The sequence below is a fragment of the Streptomyces corchorusii genome (assembly GCF_001514055.1).
Classification (GTDB): Bacteria; Actinomycetota; Actinomycetes; order Streptomycetales; family Streptomycetaceae; genus Streptomyces; species Streptomyces olivaceoviridis.
The window spans coordinates 204,383-221,115 of sequence record NZ_KQ948362.1 but is presented as its reverse complement, the minus strand read 5'-3'; the positions used below and the strand labels follow the sequence as shown (position 1 = coordinate 221,115).

General features: G+C 70.6%; 14 protein-coding genes. 8 read left to right on the top strand and 6 right to left on the bottom strand.

Annotated elements, in window-relative coordinates; translation table 11 throughout:
• Positions 1-215: 215 nt before the first annotated feature.
• Together AQJ11_RS29655 and AQJ11_RS29650 are read left to right on the top strand one after the other, a co-directional pair.
• Entirely contained in the window at positions 216-1,508 is a 1,293-nt protein-coding gene (locus tag AQJ11_RS29655) for a hypothetical protein (RefSeq protein ID WP_244218408.1), read from the top strand.
• 515 nt (positions 1,509-2,023) lie between these two features.
• Positions 2,024-2,626 (top strand): LysE family translocator, encoded by a 603-nt coding sequence (locus AQJ11_RS29650; protein ID WP_059265194.1) that lies wholly within the window; start codon positions 2,024-2,026, stop codon positions 2,624-2,626.
• Between the two features lie 127 nt (positions 2,627-2,753).
• On the opposite strand, the gene AQJ11_RS51365 is transcribed toward AQJ11_RS29650, so the two are convergent.
• Positions 2,754-3,476: a LuxR C-terminal-related transcriptional regulator gene (locus tag AQJ11_RS51365; protein WP_237281082.1), complete on the bottom strand. Its 723-nt coding sequence runs from the start codon at positions 3,474-3,476 to the stop codon at positions 2,754-2,756.
• 227 nt (positions 3,477-3,703) lie between these two features.
• On the opposite strand from AQJ11_RS51365, the gene AQJ11_RS29640 reads away from it, so the two are divergent.
• From AQJ11_RS29640 to AQJ11_RS29625, 4 genes are read left to right on the top strand one after another with little or no spacing between them, the layout of a single operon-like run.
• Entirely contained in the window at positions 3,704-5,251 is a 1,548-nt protein-coding gene (locus AQJ11_RS29640) for a tryptophan halogenase family protein (protein WP_079082458.1), read from the top strand.
• Positions 5,251-6,525, top strand: coding sequence for a cation:proton antiporter (locus tag AQJ11_RS29635; RefSeq protein WP_244218407.1), 1,275 nt, complete (start codon positions 5,251-5,253; stop codon positions 6,523-6,525). Before AQJ11_RS29640 ends, AQJ11_RS29635 begins: the two co-directional genes overlap by 1 nt.
• Positions 6,526-6,583: 58 nt before the next feature.
• Positions 6,584-7,096 (top strand): flavin reductase family protein, encoded by a 513-nt coding sequence (locus AQJ11_RS29630; protein ID WP_244218406.1) that lies wholly within the window; start codon positions 6,584-6,586, stop codon positions 7,094-7,096.
• Between the two features lies 1 nt (position 7,097).
• A complete protein-coding gene (locus tag AQJ11_RS29625; RefSeq protein WP_014677176.1) occupies positions 7,098-7,583 on the top strand; it encodes an aminoacyl-tRNA deacylase in 486 nt (161 codons plus the stop codon).
• Positions 7,584-7,705: 122 nt separating this feature from the next.
• Here the strand turns inward: AQJ11_RS29625 and AQJ11_RS29620 are convergent, their stop codons facing one another.
• From AQJ11_RS29620 to AQJ11_RS29600, 5 genes are read right to left on the bottom strand one after another with little or no spacing between them, the layout of a single operon-like run.
• Positions 7,706-8,893 carry an NAD(P)/FAD-dependent oxidoreductase gene (locus AQJ11_RS29620; protein WP_059265192.1) on the bottom strand — a complete coding sequence of 396 codons (1,188 nt, stop codon included), beginning with the start codon at positions 8,891-8,893 and terminating at the stop codon, positions 7,706-7,708.
• Complete coding sequence (locus tag AQJ11_RS29615; protein WP_059265191.1) at positions 8,883-9,890, bottom strand: hypothetical protein; 1,008 nt, start codon at positions 9,888-9,890, stop codon at positions 8,883-8,885. The genes AQJ11_RS29620 and AQJ11_RS29615 overlap by 11 nt, the downstream gene beginning before the upstream one ends.
• Entirely contained in the window at positions 9,887-10,387 is a 501-nt protein-coding gene (locus tag AQJ11_RS29610; RefSeq protein ID WP_244218405.1) for a VOC family protein, read from the bottom strand. The genes AQJ11_RS29615 and AQJ11_RS29610 overlap by 4 nt, the downstream gene beginning before the upstream one ends.
• Before the next feature lie 24 nt (positions 10,388-10,411).
• A complete protein-coding gene (locus AQJ11_RS29605) occupies positions 10,412-12,214 on the bottom strand; it encodes a gamma-glutamyltransferase family protein (protein WP_059265190.1) in 1,803 nt (600 codons plus the stop codon).
• Positions 12,215-12,223: 9 nt separating this feature from the next.
• Complete coding sequence (locus AQJ11_RS29600) at positions 12,224-13,591, bottom strand: TrpB-like pyridoxal phosphate-dependent enzyme (protein ID WP_014677181.1); 1,368 nt, start codon at positions 13,589-13,591, stop codon at positions 12,224-12,226.
• 232 nt (positions 13,592-13,823) lie between these two features.
• Here AQJ11_RS29600 and AQJ11_RS29595 point away from each other — a divergent pair, with 232 nt between their 5' ends.
• Complete coding sequence (locus tag AQJ11_RS29595) at positions 13,824-14,198, top strand: nuclear transport factor 2 family protein (RefSeq protein WP_041665653.1); 375 nt, start codon at positions 13,824-13,826, stop codon at positions 14,196-14,198.
• An 838-nt stretch (positions 14,199-15,036) separates the two neighbouring features.
• Positions 15,037-16,437 (top strand): isopeptide-forming domain-containing fimbrial protein, encoded by a 1,401-nt coding sequence (locus AQJ11_RS29590; protein ID WP_208616641.1) that lies wholly within the window; start codon positions 15,037-15,039, stop codon positions 16,435-16,437.
• The last annotated feature ends 296 nt before the right edge of the window (positions 16,438-16,733 follow it).

The following is a 16,733-nucleotide window of genomic DNA, read 5'->3' as shown; positions in this document are numbered from 1 at the left end:
GAGAGCCTCCGCAGGGGCGCAATACGGCTTCCGCCCCACGGAAGAGGCGATACGAACGCCCTGTTCGTGATGCACGGCTCGTGCGGTGCCGGCATCGGCGCCCGCCGGCCCCTGTGCCCGCGCCGACCGCGGACACGGCCACCGCCTTGATCACCGGCCGGCGGTCCTGCACATTCCGTATGTCTCCCACGGCTGCTGATGTAGCGTCAGCGCGCATGAACAGAATCATGTGCGGGACAAACCGCCGGTGGAGCGGGGCGGTCGGCGCGTTCCTGGCCCTGCTGCTCTCGGCGGTCACCCTGTCCGTGGCTCATCCGGCGGCAGCCGCCTCCGTCCTGGCCCCGATCGACCCCAGCGGGTTCACGATGCGGGCGGGGGACTTCACGAACCGCGGCGCCGCGATCCAGCGGATCGAGGCGTCGGGAAGCGTCTCCGTGCGCACCTCGCCCGAGCAGGTGCTCGCCGACGGCGGTCACGCCGGGCGGGCGGCACTGTGCCACAACACCAACCTCGACGGCTCGTTGAAGTACGACGGCTTCTGCTGGGACCAGGTCGATGACACCTCCGCCGTCTGGACGCCCCAGGGGCTGACCGGTTCGCACGACGCCCAGCCGGGCGGCACCTGGAACGGCCACTACCTCTACATCGCCTCCTGGCACTACACCGACAACGACTACGCGCGGATCACCATCGCGGAGTCGACCGGCACCTCGGTCACCTACCAGCACGTGCTGCTGGTCGACCCGTACTCCACCGGCAGCGGCTCCACCTTCCGCCCGGTGGGCGGCGCCGGTGACCGGCCCGGGACGGACGTGCTGAGCGGTCACGCGGACGGTGTCACCTGGTACGGCAACATGCTCTTCGTCGCCACCGGGCACCAGATACAGGTCTACGACCTGCGGCACCTGTGGAAGATGAGTGACACCTCCACCGACCAGGTCGGCATCCTGGGCAACGGCAAGTCCTCGGCCCGCTACCACAACTGGGCGCTGCCCATGGTCGGCATCTACTTCAGCGGCGACACGGGTGACCCCTGCGACGCCACGCGGCCCTGCCTGACCTCGCTCAGCCTGGACCGGACGTCCTCACCGGACGCCCTGGTCACCTCGCAGATCGCGACCAAGGGCGGTGGGCCGCTGATCCGCTGGCCGCTGAACGCGAGCACGGCGCTCCCGGACACCGACACCGCGAACGACTACACCGGGACGGTCACGGCGACCGGTGCCTACACCGTGCCGATCTGGAAGGTGCAGGGAGCCGCCACGGACGGCACCTCCTACTACTTCAGCGGCGAGTGCCCCGAGACGGCGGGCACCACCGACTCCGACGTGCCGTACTGCATCCACCGGGCGCTGCCGGGCGCCGCGCCGCACGTCCTCACCCATGCCCCGCCGCTGACCCAGAACCTCTCCTACGCCCCGTCGTCCGGGCGCCTGTGGGGGCTCAACGAGCGGGAGAACACCACCACCGGGAAGCGGGTGGTCTTCTCCCTGGTGCCGTCCGCCTGAGGACCGCCGGGTCACCGCGTCCGGAACCGGCCGTTCCGGACGCGGTCCGTGGTATTGGTCGGGGCAGTGGAGCATCCGCTGACGGACCCGTACCCGTCGCCCTCGCCGGCCCGCAAGGCCGGATGCGCCGAGACCGGAACTTCCCGCGAAGACACCCGAGGGCGCCGAGGACGAGGTCGGCCATGGGCTGGCGGTCGCGGGTGAGGACCGGGTGGACGAGCAGATCGGCCGTGTGCAAGGCCAGGCGCTTGGCGAAGTGGGGCAGGACCCGTGTCGTGGCCGGAGGTGCCGCCCCTGGTCCGAGGTCGGCGACCTTGGCCGGATCGAGGCGCTCGCGGCGCGGCCGGCGCGATCCCCTGGGGTGAGGGAGCGGTGCGCGGTGGGCAAGACCAGGCCGAGAAGAGCCGAGTGGTTCCGGCACGGTTCACTGATTTCCGCGAACCCCGGGGCGATGAGGGCCGGGCGCGTATCCTGTGCGGGTGATCGGATTAGATCGTCTGGCTGTCTTCCTGACCGTGGTGACCGTGCTGATCTCCGTGCCGGGGCCGAGCGTCCTGTTCGTGGTGAGCCGGGGGGTGGCGCTGGGGCGACGGGCCGCCGTATCCACTGCGGTGGGGAACGAGGCGGGGCTCCTCGTCCAGGTCGTCCTGGTGGCGTTCGGGCTGGGGGAGGTACTCACGCGCTCCCTCCTGGTCTTCTCGATCCTGAAGTTCGCCGGCGCTCTCTACCTGGTCTATCTCGGTGTTCAGGCCTGGCGGCACCGCAAACTGCTGATCGTGGAGGAGGAGCGGTCCGCAGCGTCGGCCGGCCGGCCGGGACGGGTCTTCCGGGAAGGTTTCATCGTCGGGGTGAGCAATCCCAAGGGTCTGCTGATCTTTGGCGCGGTGCTGCCGCAGTTCGTCGACTCCTCGGCGGGAAACGTCCGGGTCCAGCTGTTGCTGCTGGGCCTGATCTGCGTCCTGATCGCGTTGGTTTCCGACGCGACATGGGGCCTTCTCGCGGGAACGGCCCGCAACTGGCTCGCCAGGTCACCGCGTCGGCTGTCGTGGATCGGTGGAGCGTCGGGCGTGGTGATGGTCGGCCTGGGAATCCGGCTGGCGTTCAGCGGACGCGAATGAGGCAGGGGACGGGCCCGCCGACCTGATGTCAGGCGCGCAGGAATCCGCGGGCCGGACAGCCGAGGGCATCCGGTCGGCGATCCGGCTGCCGGGAGCGGTCCGCCTCAGCTGACCCGTTCGGACCACGTCACCGCGGCCATTCACCGCGGGTGATGCCCAATTCGTATGCGACCGCGACCGCACTGGCACGATTCCGCAGCCCGAGCTTGACCAGCAGATTCTGTACGTGTGTCTTGACCGTACTCTCGCTGACCACCAGCTCTCCGGCGATCTCGGCGTTCTTCATGCCGCGCGCCAGGAGTTTGAGGACTTGTCGCTCACGAAGCGTGAGCAGGTCGAGTGCCGTATGGCGGACGGACTTCCTGCGGGGCAGCCTGTTGTCAGGCTCCTCCTGGTCAGGTATGCCGATCCGGTACCCCCCGGAAACGAGCCTGATGGCGGACACCAGGAATTCCGGTTCTTCCCAGGCCAGCACCACACCCCCGGCGCCCAGTTTGTCGGCATCCGCGCGGATGGGATCGTTCGCGTCATTGGTCACCAGCAGCATGCGCGAGACACCGGAACCGGAGTAGTGGACGGCCCGGTGCATCAGGTCCACCACGTTGATGGACCGGCATGCGGTGTTGATGATGAGCACGTCCAACGAGGAGTTGAGGGTGGCTTCGAGTGCCGTCGGGCTGTCCCGGGCGCTGCCGACGAGGGTGAGGTCGGGATACTCCCGCAGAACATGCGCAAGCCCGGCGTGCACCAGGCTCGAATCATCGATCAGGAAGATCCGCAATGGTTCCGGCTTCTCAGCGCCGGCCAAGTCGCTCGACGCTGGAATCCGGTCGGATCGAACTTCGTCCACGAGCCCCCCTGCACCGCGAGTAGCGGCTACGGACAGAGTCGAACAACGCCTCATCTAATCCCACGGCCGCGACCCCGGAGCACACGATTTCTTGCCACATTCGGCTGGCAAATGCGGAAAAGGGGTGAGCCGGTCACTTCGGCCTAGTCCGTTCGGCTCGTGGGCTGCCGTGATCCGTCCGATCTACCGAAGACACCACCCGGAGAGCACGCCTAGAGTCCCGAGCCATGACACAGAGCGTGGTGATCCTGGGTGGCGGAACGGCTGGATGGATGACCGCTTCCTACCTGCGGGCGGCCTTCGCGGACAGAGTCGACATCACTGTGGTGGAGTCCCGGCGGATCGGCACCATCGGGGTGGGCGAGGCCACCTTCAGCACGGTCCGCCACTTCTTCGACTATCTCGGTCTCAGCGAGGCCGACTGGATGCCGGAGTGCAACGGCACGTACAAGCTGGCGGTGCGCCTGGAGAACTGGCGGGCGCCCGGCACGTACTTCTACCACCCGTTCGAACGGATGCGGGTCGTCGACGGGGTGCCACTGACCGACTGGTGGCAGAAGGTCGGCGGGACGGGCAGCTTCGACCGGGACTGCTTCCTCATACCCTGGCTCTGCGACGCGAAGGCGTCCCCCAGGTATCTGGACCACCGGCTCTTCGAGCAGGACTTCGACGAGGACCCCGACCGTCCGCTCTACCGGACCACGCTCGCCGAACAGAACACCCAGTTCCCCTACGCCTACCACTTCGACGCCTCGCTCCTCGCCGACTTCCTGTGCCGCTACGCCGTCGGACGCGGCGTCCACCGGATCATCGACGACGTCGTGGACGTGCGCCTCGACGAGCGGGGCTGGATCGACCGTCTCGTCACCCGCGAGCATGGAGACCTGACCGCGGACCTCTACGTCGACTGCTCCGGCTTCCGCAGCCGGCTGCTCGGCGACGCACTCGGCGAGCCCTTCGTCTCCTTCCAGGACTCCCTCCCCAATGACCGCGCGGTGGCCCTGCGGGTCCCCGTCGACACCGCGGTGCGGGGCATCCGGCCGTGCACCACGGCCACGGCCCAGGACGCCGGATGGATCTGGACGATCCCGCTCTACGACAGGATCGGCACCGGATACGTCTACGCCGCCGACTACTGCGAGCCCGAGGAGGCCGAACGCGTCCTGCGCGACTTCGTCGGGCCCGCCGCCGCGGACCTGGAGGCCAACCACATCCGGATGCGGATCGGCCGTTCCCACCGGGCCTGGGTCAACAACTGCGTGGGCATCGGACTCTCCGCCGGCTTCGTCGAACCGTTGCAGTCGACCGGCATCTTCCTCATCCAGCACGCGATCGAACAACTCGTCAGGTACTTCCCCGGCACGGACAGGGACCCGGTGCTGCGCGACACCTACAACCTCAGCACGGCCCGGGCCATCGAAGGCGTCCGGGAGTTCCTGATCCTGCACTACCGGGGCGCCGCGCGCGCGGACAACGACTACTGGCGCGACGCGAAGAAGCGCCCGGTGCCCGAGGACATGGCAGTGCGCATGGAGCAATGGCAGAGCAAACTGCCCGACAACGACACCACCTACCCCTACTACCACGCCTTCGAGCCCTACAGCTACGTCTGCATGGCCCTCGGCCTCGGAGGCATCCCGCTGCGCCACCCGCCCGCGCTGGACCTGCTCGACACCCGTGCGGCACGGGCCGAGCTGACCCGGGTCCGGGAACAGGCGCGGAAGCTCGTCGACACGCTGCCCAGCCAAGTGGAGTACCTCTCGGGGCTGCGCTGATGGTCGTAGCCCTCCACGCCATGGTGGTGCTGGCCGTGGTGCTGTTGGCGGCCCGGCCGGCCCGCCGAGCGGCGACGCTGGTACGCCAGCCACCCGTCATCGGGGAAATCGCCCTCGGCCTCGTCGTCGTCCCCGTCCTGACGACGGCCGCCGGACCCGGCCTCGTCGAGACGGCGCTGCCGTCCGGGGTCACCGGCCACCTGCACACCATCGGCCTGGCCGGGCTCGCGTTGTACCTGACGGGCGTCGGACACAGCGCCCGCCCGCGGCGCGGCGAGCTGTCACCGCGCTCTTACGGCCGACTGCTGGCGGGCTCCCTGCTGCCCGGGCTGATCGCCGGGGCGTTGGTGTCCGTGTGGGTGGTGTGGCGGGACGCGGCGGGGGAGCGGGGCACGGCACCCACCGCCGCGCTGGTGCTGCTGCTGGCCGCCGCCTTCGCCGTCACGGCTGTTCCGGTGCTGGCGCGGATCCTCACCGACCGGGGCATCGCCGACACCACCGAGGGCCGGCTGTCCCTCCTCGTCGCCGTCTCCATCGACGCCCTGACCTGGCTGATCCTGACCTGCGCGCTGGCCGCCGCCGCGGGCAGCGGCAGGCAGGTCGTCCGCTCCGTGGCGGTGATCGCCGTCGGCGCGGCGGTGGCCGTGGCGCTCCGGCGGCTGCTGGGCCGGAAGGCCGCCGGCAGGCTGTGCGCCCGGTGGCCGGCCGCCGCCGCGGCCACCCTGGGCGCGGTCGCGATCGCGGCGGCCCTGGCCACCGAGCGGGCGGGACTCACCGCGATCTTCGGCGCGGTGCTGGTCGGTCTCGCCGTTCCCCGGGACGGCGAACAGGGACCGCGGACCGAAGCCGTACGGAGCGTGGAGCGATGCGGCCTGCTGCTGGTCCCGGCGTTCTTCGTGACGGTGGGCTTCCGGACGGCCACCGACGGGCCGGACGGCTTCTCCTGGGCGACCCTCGCGCTGGTGCTGCTTCTCGCCACGGTGGCCAAGCTGGGCGGCGGCTACGCCGGCGCGCGGGCCGCGCGGTTGCCCACCGGGACGGCACTGCGCTTCGGGGTGCTGATGAACACCCGGGGCCTGACGGAGATCGCCGTGCTCCAGGCCGGACTGTCGGCCGGGATCCTCTCGTCCGGGCTCTTCCTCGCCATGCTGCTGATGGCGCTCGTGACCACGGCCGCCACCGGCCCGCTGCTGTCGTTCGCGGACCACCGTTTCCCCGCCACCGGGGCCCTGCCACGTTCCGCGTCCGAGGAGCTGTCCCATGACAAGGCCTGACATGTCTGCCACGGCCCCCCGGGAAACGACGGTGAGGGAAGGCGACTTCAGGACCCTGATGTCCTTGTTCCCCACCGGTGTCGCGGTCATCGCCACCCTGGACGGCGCTCGCCGGCCCTGGGGCATGACGTGCTCGTCCCTGTGCAGCGTGTCCCTGAACCCGCCCATGCTCCTGGTCTGCGTGCGAACCGGCAGTCCCACGCTGGCCGCGCTGGAGCGCACCGGGGCGTTCAGCGTCAACCTGCTGCACGACTCTGCCCGGGACGTGGCGGAACTGTTCGCCTCGGGCGACCCGGACCGGTTCCGGCGGACGGCCTGGCACCTGCCCGACGCGGCGGCCGGCCCGCACCTGCTGGACGCCGCGCACGCCGTGGGCGACTGCCGGGTCGACGGGGTGCGGCAGGCAGGGGACCACACCATCGTCTTCGGCCGGGTGTTCCGCGTCAGTGTCCGCACCGGACACGCACAGCCCCCGCTGCTGTACGGGCTGCGCCGGTACGCCGCCTGGCCGGCGAGCGGTAGCGTGGCGGAGCCCGGCCGGTCCCGGCCGGACCCAGCCGACGAGGAGTGAGATGTCGCAGCCAGCGGAGCCCACCAGTGTCCTGTCGCCCGAGGAGGTGCTCCGCAAGGCCGGGGTGCCGTTCACGGTCCTCGACCACGTCCCGATCGTCGGCCAGGAGGATGCCGAGACCAAACTCGGCCTCACCACCGAGCAGTTACTGAAGACCATGGTGTTCCGGACGGCCGACGGCGGCTTCGTGCTCGCCGCCCTGCCCGTCACCGGACGCGTCAACTACGGCCGGCTGGCCCGGGCGGCGGGCGTCTCCCGCGCCAAGCTCCGGCAGGCCGAACCGGGGGAGCTGAGCCTGCTGGGCATGGAACCGGGCGGCGCGAGTCCGGTCTGCGATCTGCCGGACGTCGTGACCGTCTTCGACACAGCGGTGACCCGGATGGGCACCGTGTACTGCGGCAGCGGTCGCGCCGACCGGACCGTACGGATCGAGGCCGCGCACCTCATCGAGCTGGTCGGGCCGAAGATCGAGGAACTGTCCCAGTGACGAGGCGGGCCCTGTCACCCGGTGGCCCGGCCCCGGCCGGACACCCGCCGGGGTGAACCGGAAAGGCGGTGCGCGCCGGATGCCCGGACCGCACCGCCTCCCTCATGAGGGGGACACCCGTCCTACTCCCGGTCGTCGAACCGTTCCGGGGCGAACGGCTCGGCACCCGCCGGTCGCCGGCCGGACACGAGGTGCTCCGTCAGGAGCCGGGCCGTGCCCGGGGCCAACGGCATGCCGTCGATGCCGAACCCGGTCAGCAGCCACAGCCCCGCGGCCCCGGACGCCGGGCCGACCATGGGCAGACCGTCGGGGGACATCGGGCGCACACCCGACCACGCCGCGCGCACCGGTGTCTTGGCCAGCACCGGGGCGTGCCGGGCAGCCGCCGCCGCGATCAGCGGGACCGCCACGTCGCCGTCCCGTACGTCATCGAGCTGGAGCGCCGGACCACTGCTGGAACCGAGCACCACCTCTCCACCGGGCAACGGCTGCAACGAGAAGACCACCTGAGTGGCCGTGGCCGCGGGAGCGGCGATGTCGGCCAACAACGGGGGGCCGTTGCGCCTCAAGCCGACCGGGCCGTGCCACGTGGACTGCATCAGAGTGTGACGGAACACCGCGCCCGTGACCGGCGCGGTGCGCAGCAGCCAGCCACGTGCCCCGAACACCGGCACATCGCTGCCGGCCTGCTGGGCCAGGCTCCGTGACCACGGCCCCGCCGCGAGCACCACGTTTCCCGCCGCCAGCGGCCCGTCGTCCGTGACCACACCGGTGACCCGGTCGCCGGCCGTGGTCAGACCCCGGACCGGTGCGTGCGTCCGGATCTCGGCGCCCGCACGGGCCGCCCGCCCGGCCAGGGCCGCGGCGGCCAGGACCGGGTGGAGGGCGTACGCCCCCTCGACGATCACCGCGCCCGCCAGGTCAGGCGCGAGGCCGGGCTCCAGATCCCGCAGTTCGTCGGTGCCGACCACGCGGGCCGGGAACCCGGCCGCGGACAGCGCCTGGCCGTGGGCGCGGGCCCGGTCCAAGTCCTCCGTGTCCGCGGCAACCAGCAGATAGCCGTGCGGACGGAACCTGAACGGCACCTCGCTCTCCAGCTCGGCCCGTTCGTAGTAGGCGATCGCCTCGGCGAACAGCCCGGCGCACGCGGGCAGCGGACTGGGGAGCAGACCGCCCTGGTTGCGGCCGGTCGCCCCGCCGGCCAGGGCGCCGCGCTCCAGCAGAAGCACACTCAGCCCCTGCCCGGCCAGCCGCTCGGCGACCGTACAGCCCGCTATACCGCCGCCGACCACGATCACGTCATGTGCCATGGGATCCGCTTCCTTCCAACGGGTGCTCGTATACGCGGGTGGGGGAGGGAGCGCGCGCCTCGGGAGCGGAGAGCCGCACGCAGTCGCGGGCGATCTCGCCGAGGAGCCGGGGAACGGTGTGTTCGATCTCCTCGACCCGTGCCGTCCGCAGTGCGTCCGGCTTCTCCGCTCGGCTGGAGGCGGCGGCCGGGTACAGGCCGTTGGCCGCCAGGTCGTCCCGCACCACCCGTATCCGGCGCAGGAGCTGCGCGGCGACCTCCGCGGGCGAACAGGGCGCGCGGAGGGTGAGGAAGTACGTGTCGAACAGAACCGCCCGGACGTCGCGTGGCAGGGCCCGGCCGTCGCCCGCCGCCGACTGGAGCAACGAGGGGGCGTCGGGCACCAGCTTCGCGGCGATGCCCTCGTGCACGGCGTCGTTGAGCGCGCACTCGTCGAGCATGACGTCTTCCCAGCCGGCCCAGGCTTCCGGTAGCCGCCCCCGCAACAAGGCCCGCACGGGGCCGTAGTCACGGGCCCAGGCACCGCTGAACGCGGGATGGTGCAGCGCCATGCTCGGCCGGATGATCCGGTGGTAGACGTCCCGGGTGCACGACGCCGTGTACAGCAGCATGGCCGAATAGCCGCGCACCAGCCGGGCCGCGGCGGCCACCTCCTCCGGTGGCGCCGGGACGGCGGCCTCGGCGGCCCGCCGTCCCAGCTCCTGCCAGAGCATGAAGGTGAGTTGGTGACCGGTGATCCACCGGAACCAGAACAGCTGCTCCTCGGAGCCCGCGGCACCCAGCGGCACCAGGGCACCGGGGTCTACCGCATCCGGGTCCGTGCGGGTGCGGGTGGTGCCGAGGAGTTCCGCGTACCGTCCGGTCAGGTGAGCGTCGCCGCTGCTCGGCACTGGGGCGGGCGGCAGCACCAGAGGTTCGAGCCCGTAGGCGCGGCCGCCGTACTCGGCGACGCCGGCTTCCAGCAGACCGGTGGTCGAGTTGCCGTCGAGCGCGCTCACCGTCCCTCTGCCTCCGCCGGTATGTGGGTGAACTCGTACTCCAGCCCGTTGACGTCGTAGGCGTAGAAGCTGCTCACCCCGTCCGAGTCCACGACGATCTCCGTCGACGGCTCGGGACGGGCGAACACGTAGCGTCCGGAGGCGAACAACCGCTGCCAGCGGTCCCGCCACGCCCGTAACTCCTCGGCCGTCGCGGCGGCCAGGCACACATGCTGGAACTGGAACATGTCCGGATGCGGGAGACAGTAGGCGGCCGAGCGGGTGAACAGATGGAACCGCATGCCGACGGCGGCCACCTCGGTGAGCCGGGTGATGCCGGGCAGCCGGTCGCGGGTCAGGTCGGAGAAGGTGTCGAGGGTCCAGGTGGCGGTGCCACGGAAGAAGTCGGTGTACCACGCGACACAGTTGTCGAGGTCGGCCGTTTCGACCGCCAGGTGGTGCAGTCCGGCCCGCAGGGCGCGACCGGCCGCTGGGGGTTCGTCCACAGGGAGGGGCACGGTTCGGGAATCCTTTCCGATGGTTCATCGGGCGACGGCGTACGCCTGCTCGCCGCGCGGTGACGCTGCGGCGCGCAGCAGGCCGTCACCCGGTTCGACACCCACGGCGCACACCTTGCCCAGCGACCAGTCCGGTACGGAGACCAGGGCGTGCCCGCGGCGGGTGAGGCCGGCTGCGGCCTCGTCGCCGCGACGGCTTTCGATGCGTACTGCGAGCGGCCGGTGGGTGCGGGGAGCGAACGAGGAGGGGACGTGCTCGGAGTGGAAGGCGAGGGTCTCGGCGGCGTGTTGCAGATCCAGTCCGAACTCCGCGTGCGCCAGGAAGAACCCCAGCGTCCACTGGTCCTGCTGGTCCCCGCCCGGCGTGCCGAACGCCAGCCGGGCCTGGCCGTCCTGGACGACGAGGGTCGGGCTCAGGGTCGTACGGGGCCGCTTGCCCGGCGCCAGGGAGTTGGGGTGCCCCTCCTCCAACCAGGCCATCTGGCCCCGAGTGCCCAGCGGGAAGCCGAGCCCCGGGACCGCGGGGGAACTCTTCAGCCAGCCGCCGCTCGGCGTCGCGGCCACCATGTTGCCGTGCCGGTCGGTGACCGTCAGACAGCACGTGTCACCGCGGGCCTCGGTCGCCGCCACGACCGGGGGAACCACCGTGGGCAGTCCGTCGTACAACTGGCCCTGCCAGTAGGGTCCACCGGGCGGTTCCGCACGGTCCAGCGGCGGGATCCGTGGCGGCCGTCCCGCCGGCGCACCGGGACGCAGCGTGTCCGAGGCACGGTCGCCGACCAGTCGGCGGCGTTCGTCGGCGTAGTCACCGGACAGCAGCGCGGACAACGGTACGTCGGTGAAGTCCGGGTCGCCGTACCAGGCCTCCCTGTCCGCATAGGCCAGCTTGGCGCACTCGATCACGGTGTGCAGATAGTCGGCGCTGTCCAGGCCCATCGCCGCGAGGTCGAACCCCTCCAGCAGGGCGAGTTGCTGGAGGAACACCGGGCCCTGCGACCAGGGACCCGGCTTGTGCACCTCCAGACCACGGTAGGCGCGGTGGACCGTGGCCTCCGTACGCGGTTCCCAGCGAGCCATGTCGTCGCCGGTGAGCAGTCCCCGGTGCCGCCTGCCCGTGGCGTCCAGGGCGGCGGTGCGCAGATGCGCGTCGATGGCCTCGGCGACGAAACCGCCGTAGAACGCTTGGTGGGCGGCGCGTATCTGCTGCTCACGGCCGGGTCCGGCGGCCTCGGCTTCCTTGATGATCCGCCGGTAGGTCTCCGCCAGCGCCGGGTTGCGCAGCCGGGAACGGGGCCGGGGCGGCGCGCCGTCCACCAGATACGTGCGGCCGGACTGCGTCCACTCATCGCGGAACAGCTCCGCGAGAACGGCGATGGCCTCGGCCGCCTTCGGCAGGACCGGGTAGCCGTCCGCCGCGTAACCGACGGCGTACCGGAGGACCTGCGCGAGCCGCATCGTGCCATGTTCCTCCAGCAGCCGCAGCCAGGCCCCGAACGCGCCGGGGACGGTGGCCGGGAGCAGACCGGAGCCGGGGATCCGGGGCAGGCCCAGCGCCTGGAACGCCTCCGGTGTCGCCGCCTGCGGCATCGGCCCCTGCCCGCAGATCACCTGGACGCGACCCGACGCGGCGTCGAAGAAGAGGATCGGCACATCGCCGCCAGGTCCGTTCAGATGGGGTTCCACCACCTGGAGCACGAAGCCTGTCGCGGCGGCGGCGTCGAAGGCGTTGCCGCCGGCCTCCAGGGTCGCCATGCCCGCCGCAGAGGCCAGCCAGTGTGTCGAGGACACCGCGCCGAACGTACCCCGCAGTTCGGGACGCGTCGCCATGACCGCCCCTCAGACCGAGGCGGAGGGCGACGGCAGATCGCTCAGGCTTGCCGCGATCTGCTCGTCCGTGACCGTCGGATTCTCCATCGTCCCGGCCAGGAAGGAGTCGAAGGCGGCCAGGTCGAAGTTGCCGTGCCCGGAGATGTTGAACAGGATGACCCGTTCCTCCCCCGCCTCGCGGGCGGCCAGCGCCTCGACGAGCGCTGCCTTCAGCCCGTGCGACGACTCGGGGGCGATGACGAAGCCCTCGCTCCGCGCGAAGCGCACCGCCGCATCGAAGATCTCTGTCTGGGGGAACGCCCGGGCCTCCACCAGACCGTGCTCCTTCAGCAGGCACAGGCTGGGCGCGTCGCCGTGGTAGCGCAGGCCGCCGGCGTGGATGGAGCCGGGGATGAAGCCGTGTCCCAGGGTGTGCATGTACAGGGGCGGGGTCAGACCGGTGGTGTCCGGGAAGTCATAGGCCAGCTTGCCGCGGGTGAGCGTGGGGCATGCCTCGGGCTCGGCGGCGACGAACCGGGTCCGCGGGCGTTCGCCGCTCAGCCGGTCCCGCAGGAACGGGTAGGCGAGGCCCGCGTAGTTGGAGCCGCCGCCGACGCAGCCGATCACCACATCGGGGTACTCGCCCATGATCTCCATCTGCTTCCTGGCCTCCAGACCGATCACGCTCTGGTGCAGCAGCACGTTGTTCATGATGGAGCCCAGTGCGAACTTGGTGTCGTCGCGGCTCAGCGCGTCCGCCACGGCCTCGCTGATGGCGATGCCGATGCTGCCGGGCGAGTCCGGGTCCTGGGCCAGGACCTGACGGCCGGCCTCGGTCCGCCGGGTGGGCGAGGCGTAGACCTGGGCGCCCCAACTCTGCATCAGCGACTTGCGGTACGGCTTCTGCTCGAAGGACGCCCGGACCATGTAGACGTTCACTTCCAGCCCGAACAGCGCACCGGCGAACGACAGCGCGGAACCCCACTGGCCGGCCCCGGTCTCCGTCGTCAGCCGGCGGACGCCCTCCTCGGCGGCGTAGTACGCCTGGACGACCGCCGTGTTCGGCTTGTGGGAGCCCGAGGGGGACACACCCTCGAACTTGAAGTAGATGTGTGCCGGGGTGTCGAGCGCGCGCTCCAGTCGCTCCGCCCTGACCAGCGGGGAGGGTCGCCAGATCTTGTAGACGTCCCGCACCCGCTCCGGGATCTCCACCCAGCGGTCCTGCGTGAACTCGTGCTCGATGACCTTCTGCGGAAGCAGGTCGACCAGATCCCCGGGCTGTAGGGGAGCCATCGTCACGGGGTTGAGGGGGCCGGGGAGAGGCGAGGGAAGATCGGGAAGGATGTTGTACCAACGGTCGGGCAGGTCGTTCTCGGAAAGCAGGACTCGCTTCAACACCGGTGATTCCCTTCGAACGCCAGGACATTCCTGTTGCGGAATCTTAGGAAGGGAATAGCAGGAAGGCTTCGCCCTTTCTGCTTGCTCGCGGGGATGAGCACTCCACAGATCTGACTAGTCCCAAATGCGCACGACTCCGCACCCTGTCCGGATGCAAACTGGCTGCTCGAAGTCGCTGCGAGTCGCACCAGCCACGCTTTGACACGAAGCCGGGCCCGAGGCGGAGGAACACGTGACGGCAACTGACACGGACGTCATTCGCGCACTGGAGAAGCGCCGTTTCGACACCCTTGTGGCGCGCGACCTCGGCGGCTTCGCTGATCTCTGTCATCCCGACCTCGCCTACGTCCATTCGAGCGGAACCCTGGACACGCTCGATTCGTTCACCGAAAAGTGCGAGAACTCCCATTACGTGTACCACCGAATCGATCACCTTGTGGAGAGCGTCAAAGTGATCGGCGACACCGCCGTGATAGTCGGCGAAATGCACATCGACATCACTGCGGGGGGAGTGCGAAGGAAATTGGCCAACCGCGCGCTCGGAGTGTGGGCCCGTGTCGACGGCAGATGGAGACTCCTCGCCCACCAAGCCACTGCGAAGCGGTAGGGGAGCGGTACCCGGGGAGCACCGTACCCGGCCCCGGCCCGGGGTGGCCGGTGCGTGAAGTGGACTTGGTGGAAGCCGAGTCGGCGGCGTCGGCGGCGTCGGGGCGATGATTCTGGTCGGGCTGACGGGCCTGCTTCAGTCTCGTTCCACTGGCGGGCCGTCTCCTCCCCGGCAGCGGCAAAGACCTGGCACAGCCACCGACGGAACACCGGGAAACCCGCTGGGGCAACGGGACGCGACCGGTTGGGCCCGGCTCTCCTACCGCCGGGCCGAGGCAATCTTCGAGGAGAACACCCGCCTCCTGGCCACCCCGCTCCCGCCATGCCACCGTCCGCTCCCTGGAGCGGTACGCCCGCCCCGGCGTCGACGCGATTGCCCGACACGTCACGGAGCGCGGCCCCGCCGCGCATCCCCGGAACCGATAGCGGACGTGGCTCTCCCTTGCACCGTGGGTCAGAGATGGGAGACAGGGACCCATATACGTGTGCCGCTGCGCGAGAACCGTCAACCCGCTGCTGACCGATTCACCTTGAGCGAGAGTGACGGCAGCGCGTGCCACATGGGCTTTGAGCCATGTCGGCGATGAGCGAGGGAGGGCTGAGGAGCCCCTGTGACGGAAGTGGCGTACCGACGCGTCAGCGAGGACGTCGGGACGCGGGAAGCACAGGCGCGGCTCCCGCAAACGTACCTCCCGGGTGTTGGCTGGACCTCCCCCTTCACGACTGTACGTAATCACATCCATGCGGTGCGCTACGGAGCGTTTCGGCTCCGCCACGGCGCGCAGAGGTGCGGCCTGTCGGCGGCGCATACCAGCAGTGCCGACCCAAGGGGAAGACCCATGGCCACACCTCCCGCTGCCCCGCTCCGCGTTGCCCTGGTCAACGGCAGCTTCGAACAGCCCTCCGTGACCGGCGTAGAGATCCTGCCGGACGCCTCGCAGACACAGGCGGCCAAGCGGGTCCCGGGCTGGCTCACCACCGCCTCCGACCACAGGATCGAACTGTGGCATTCGGGCTTCCAGGGGGTGCCGGCGGCCGACGGCGCCCAGTTCGCCGAGCTCAACGCCAATGAAGTCTCCACGCTCTACCAGGACCTGCCGACCACACCCGGTACGAAGCTCTACTGGCGGCTGTATCACCGCGGTCGCCAGGGGCAGGACACCATGGCCCTGGACATCGGCGCACCGGGCTCCATGGTGGAGCAGAGGCGCTTCACCGACGGCAACACCGCCTGGGGCTACTACACCGGCACCTACACCGTCCCGGCAGGCCAGACAACGACCCGCTTCGCCTTCCGTTCCATCTCCGCCGCCGGCGGCAACCGCGGCATCGGCAACTTCCTGGACGGCATCTTCTTCGGCACCGCCCCCTACGTGGTACTCGACAAGACCGCCGTCCCGGCCGGACCGCTGGACGTGGGCGACGTCGTCACCTACCGCATCACCGCCAAGAACGAAGGCGGCGGCGCGGCCGAGAACCTCACCCTCACCGACGTCATCCCCCAGGGCACAACGTACCTGCCGGGCTCGCTGCGCATCGTCGACGGCCCCAACACCGGAGCGAAGACCGACGCGCAAGGCGACGACCAGGCGTACTACGACGCCCAGGCGAACAAGGTCGTCTTCCACCTCGGCAACGGCGCCACCTCCGCGGACGGGGGCGGCCTGCCCAACACCGAGACCCTGCCGGCGGGAACCACGGTGGAGTACCGGGTCACCATCGACCGGGCCAGCGGCGGCAAGCAGATCACCAACACCGCAACCGCCTCCTACGAGAACCGGCTGGGCGACACACCGGAGCCCCTGACCTCCACCTCCAACGAGCAGGTCACGGAGGTCAAACCGGCTGCCGACCTGACCGTGGCGAAGGCAGCCGACGCCACCACCGTCACCGTCGGCCAGACCGTGACCTACCGCATCACCGTCCACAACGCCGGCCCGAACGACGCCACCGGCGTCACCGTCACCGACCGGCTCCCCGAGGGCCTCACCTTCCTGTCCGCCGAAGGCCCCGGAAGCCACGACCCGGCCACCGGGCAGTGGACCGTGGGCGACCTGACCAACGGCGCCAACGCCACCCTCGTGCTGCGGGCCAAAGCCACCAAGGCCGGCCTGATCGACAACACGGCCACCGCCACCGCCAACGAGAAGGACCCCGACACCGCCAACAACACCGACACGGTCAGCGTCTGCGTCGAACCGGCCCCCTCCTGCTGCGACCCCTGCGCCGGCCAGAAGTAGCCCCGAGCCAACGACTACTCCCGGCCCACCCCCTGTGGAGGGACCGGCCGGGAGTACATCCACGGCGAGGACGGCTGCCCCGGATGCGACGGCAACCGCGGTCCGGCCGGCGTCGACTGGGAAGCCCGACTGCACACCATCACCGAGATGCAGCCGGACATCGCCAAGTGGGTCGCCCGCGAGGGGTGGACCCGGGCGGTCAACGACACCGGCTACCCCGTCACCCGCCGCTCGGGCGCGAACATTCCGGAGCCGGGCGTGTCATAGCGCTGGACGGTATCGGCGTCCCAGATCTT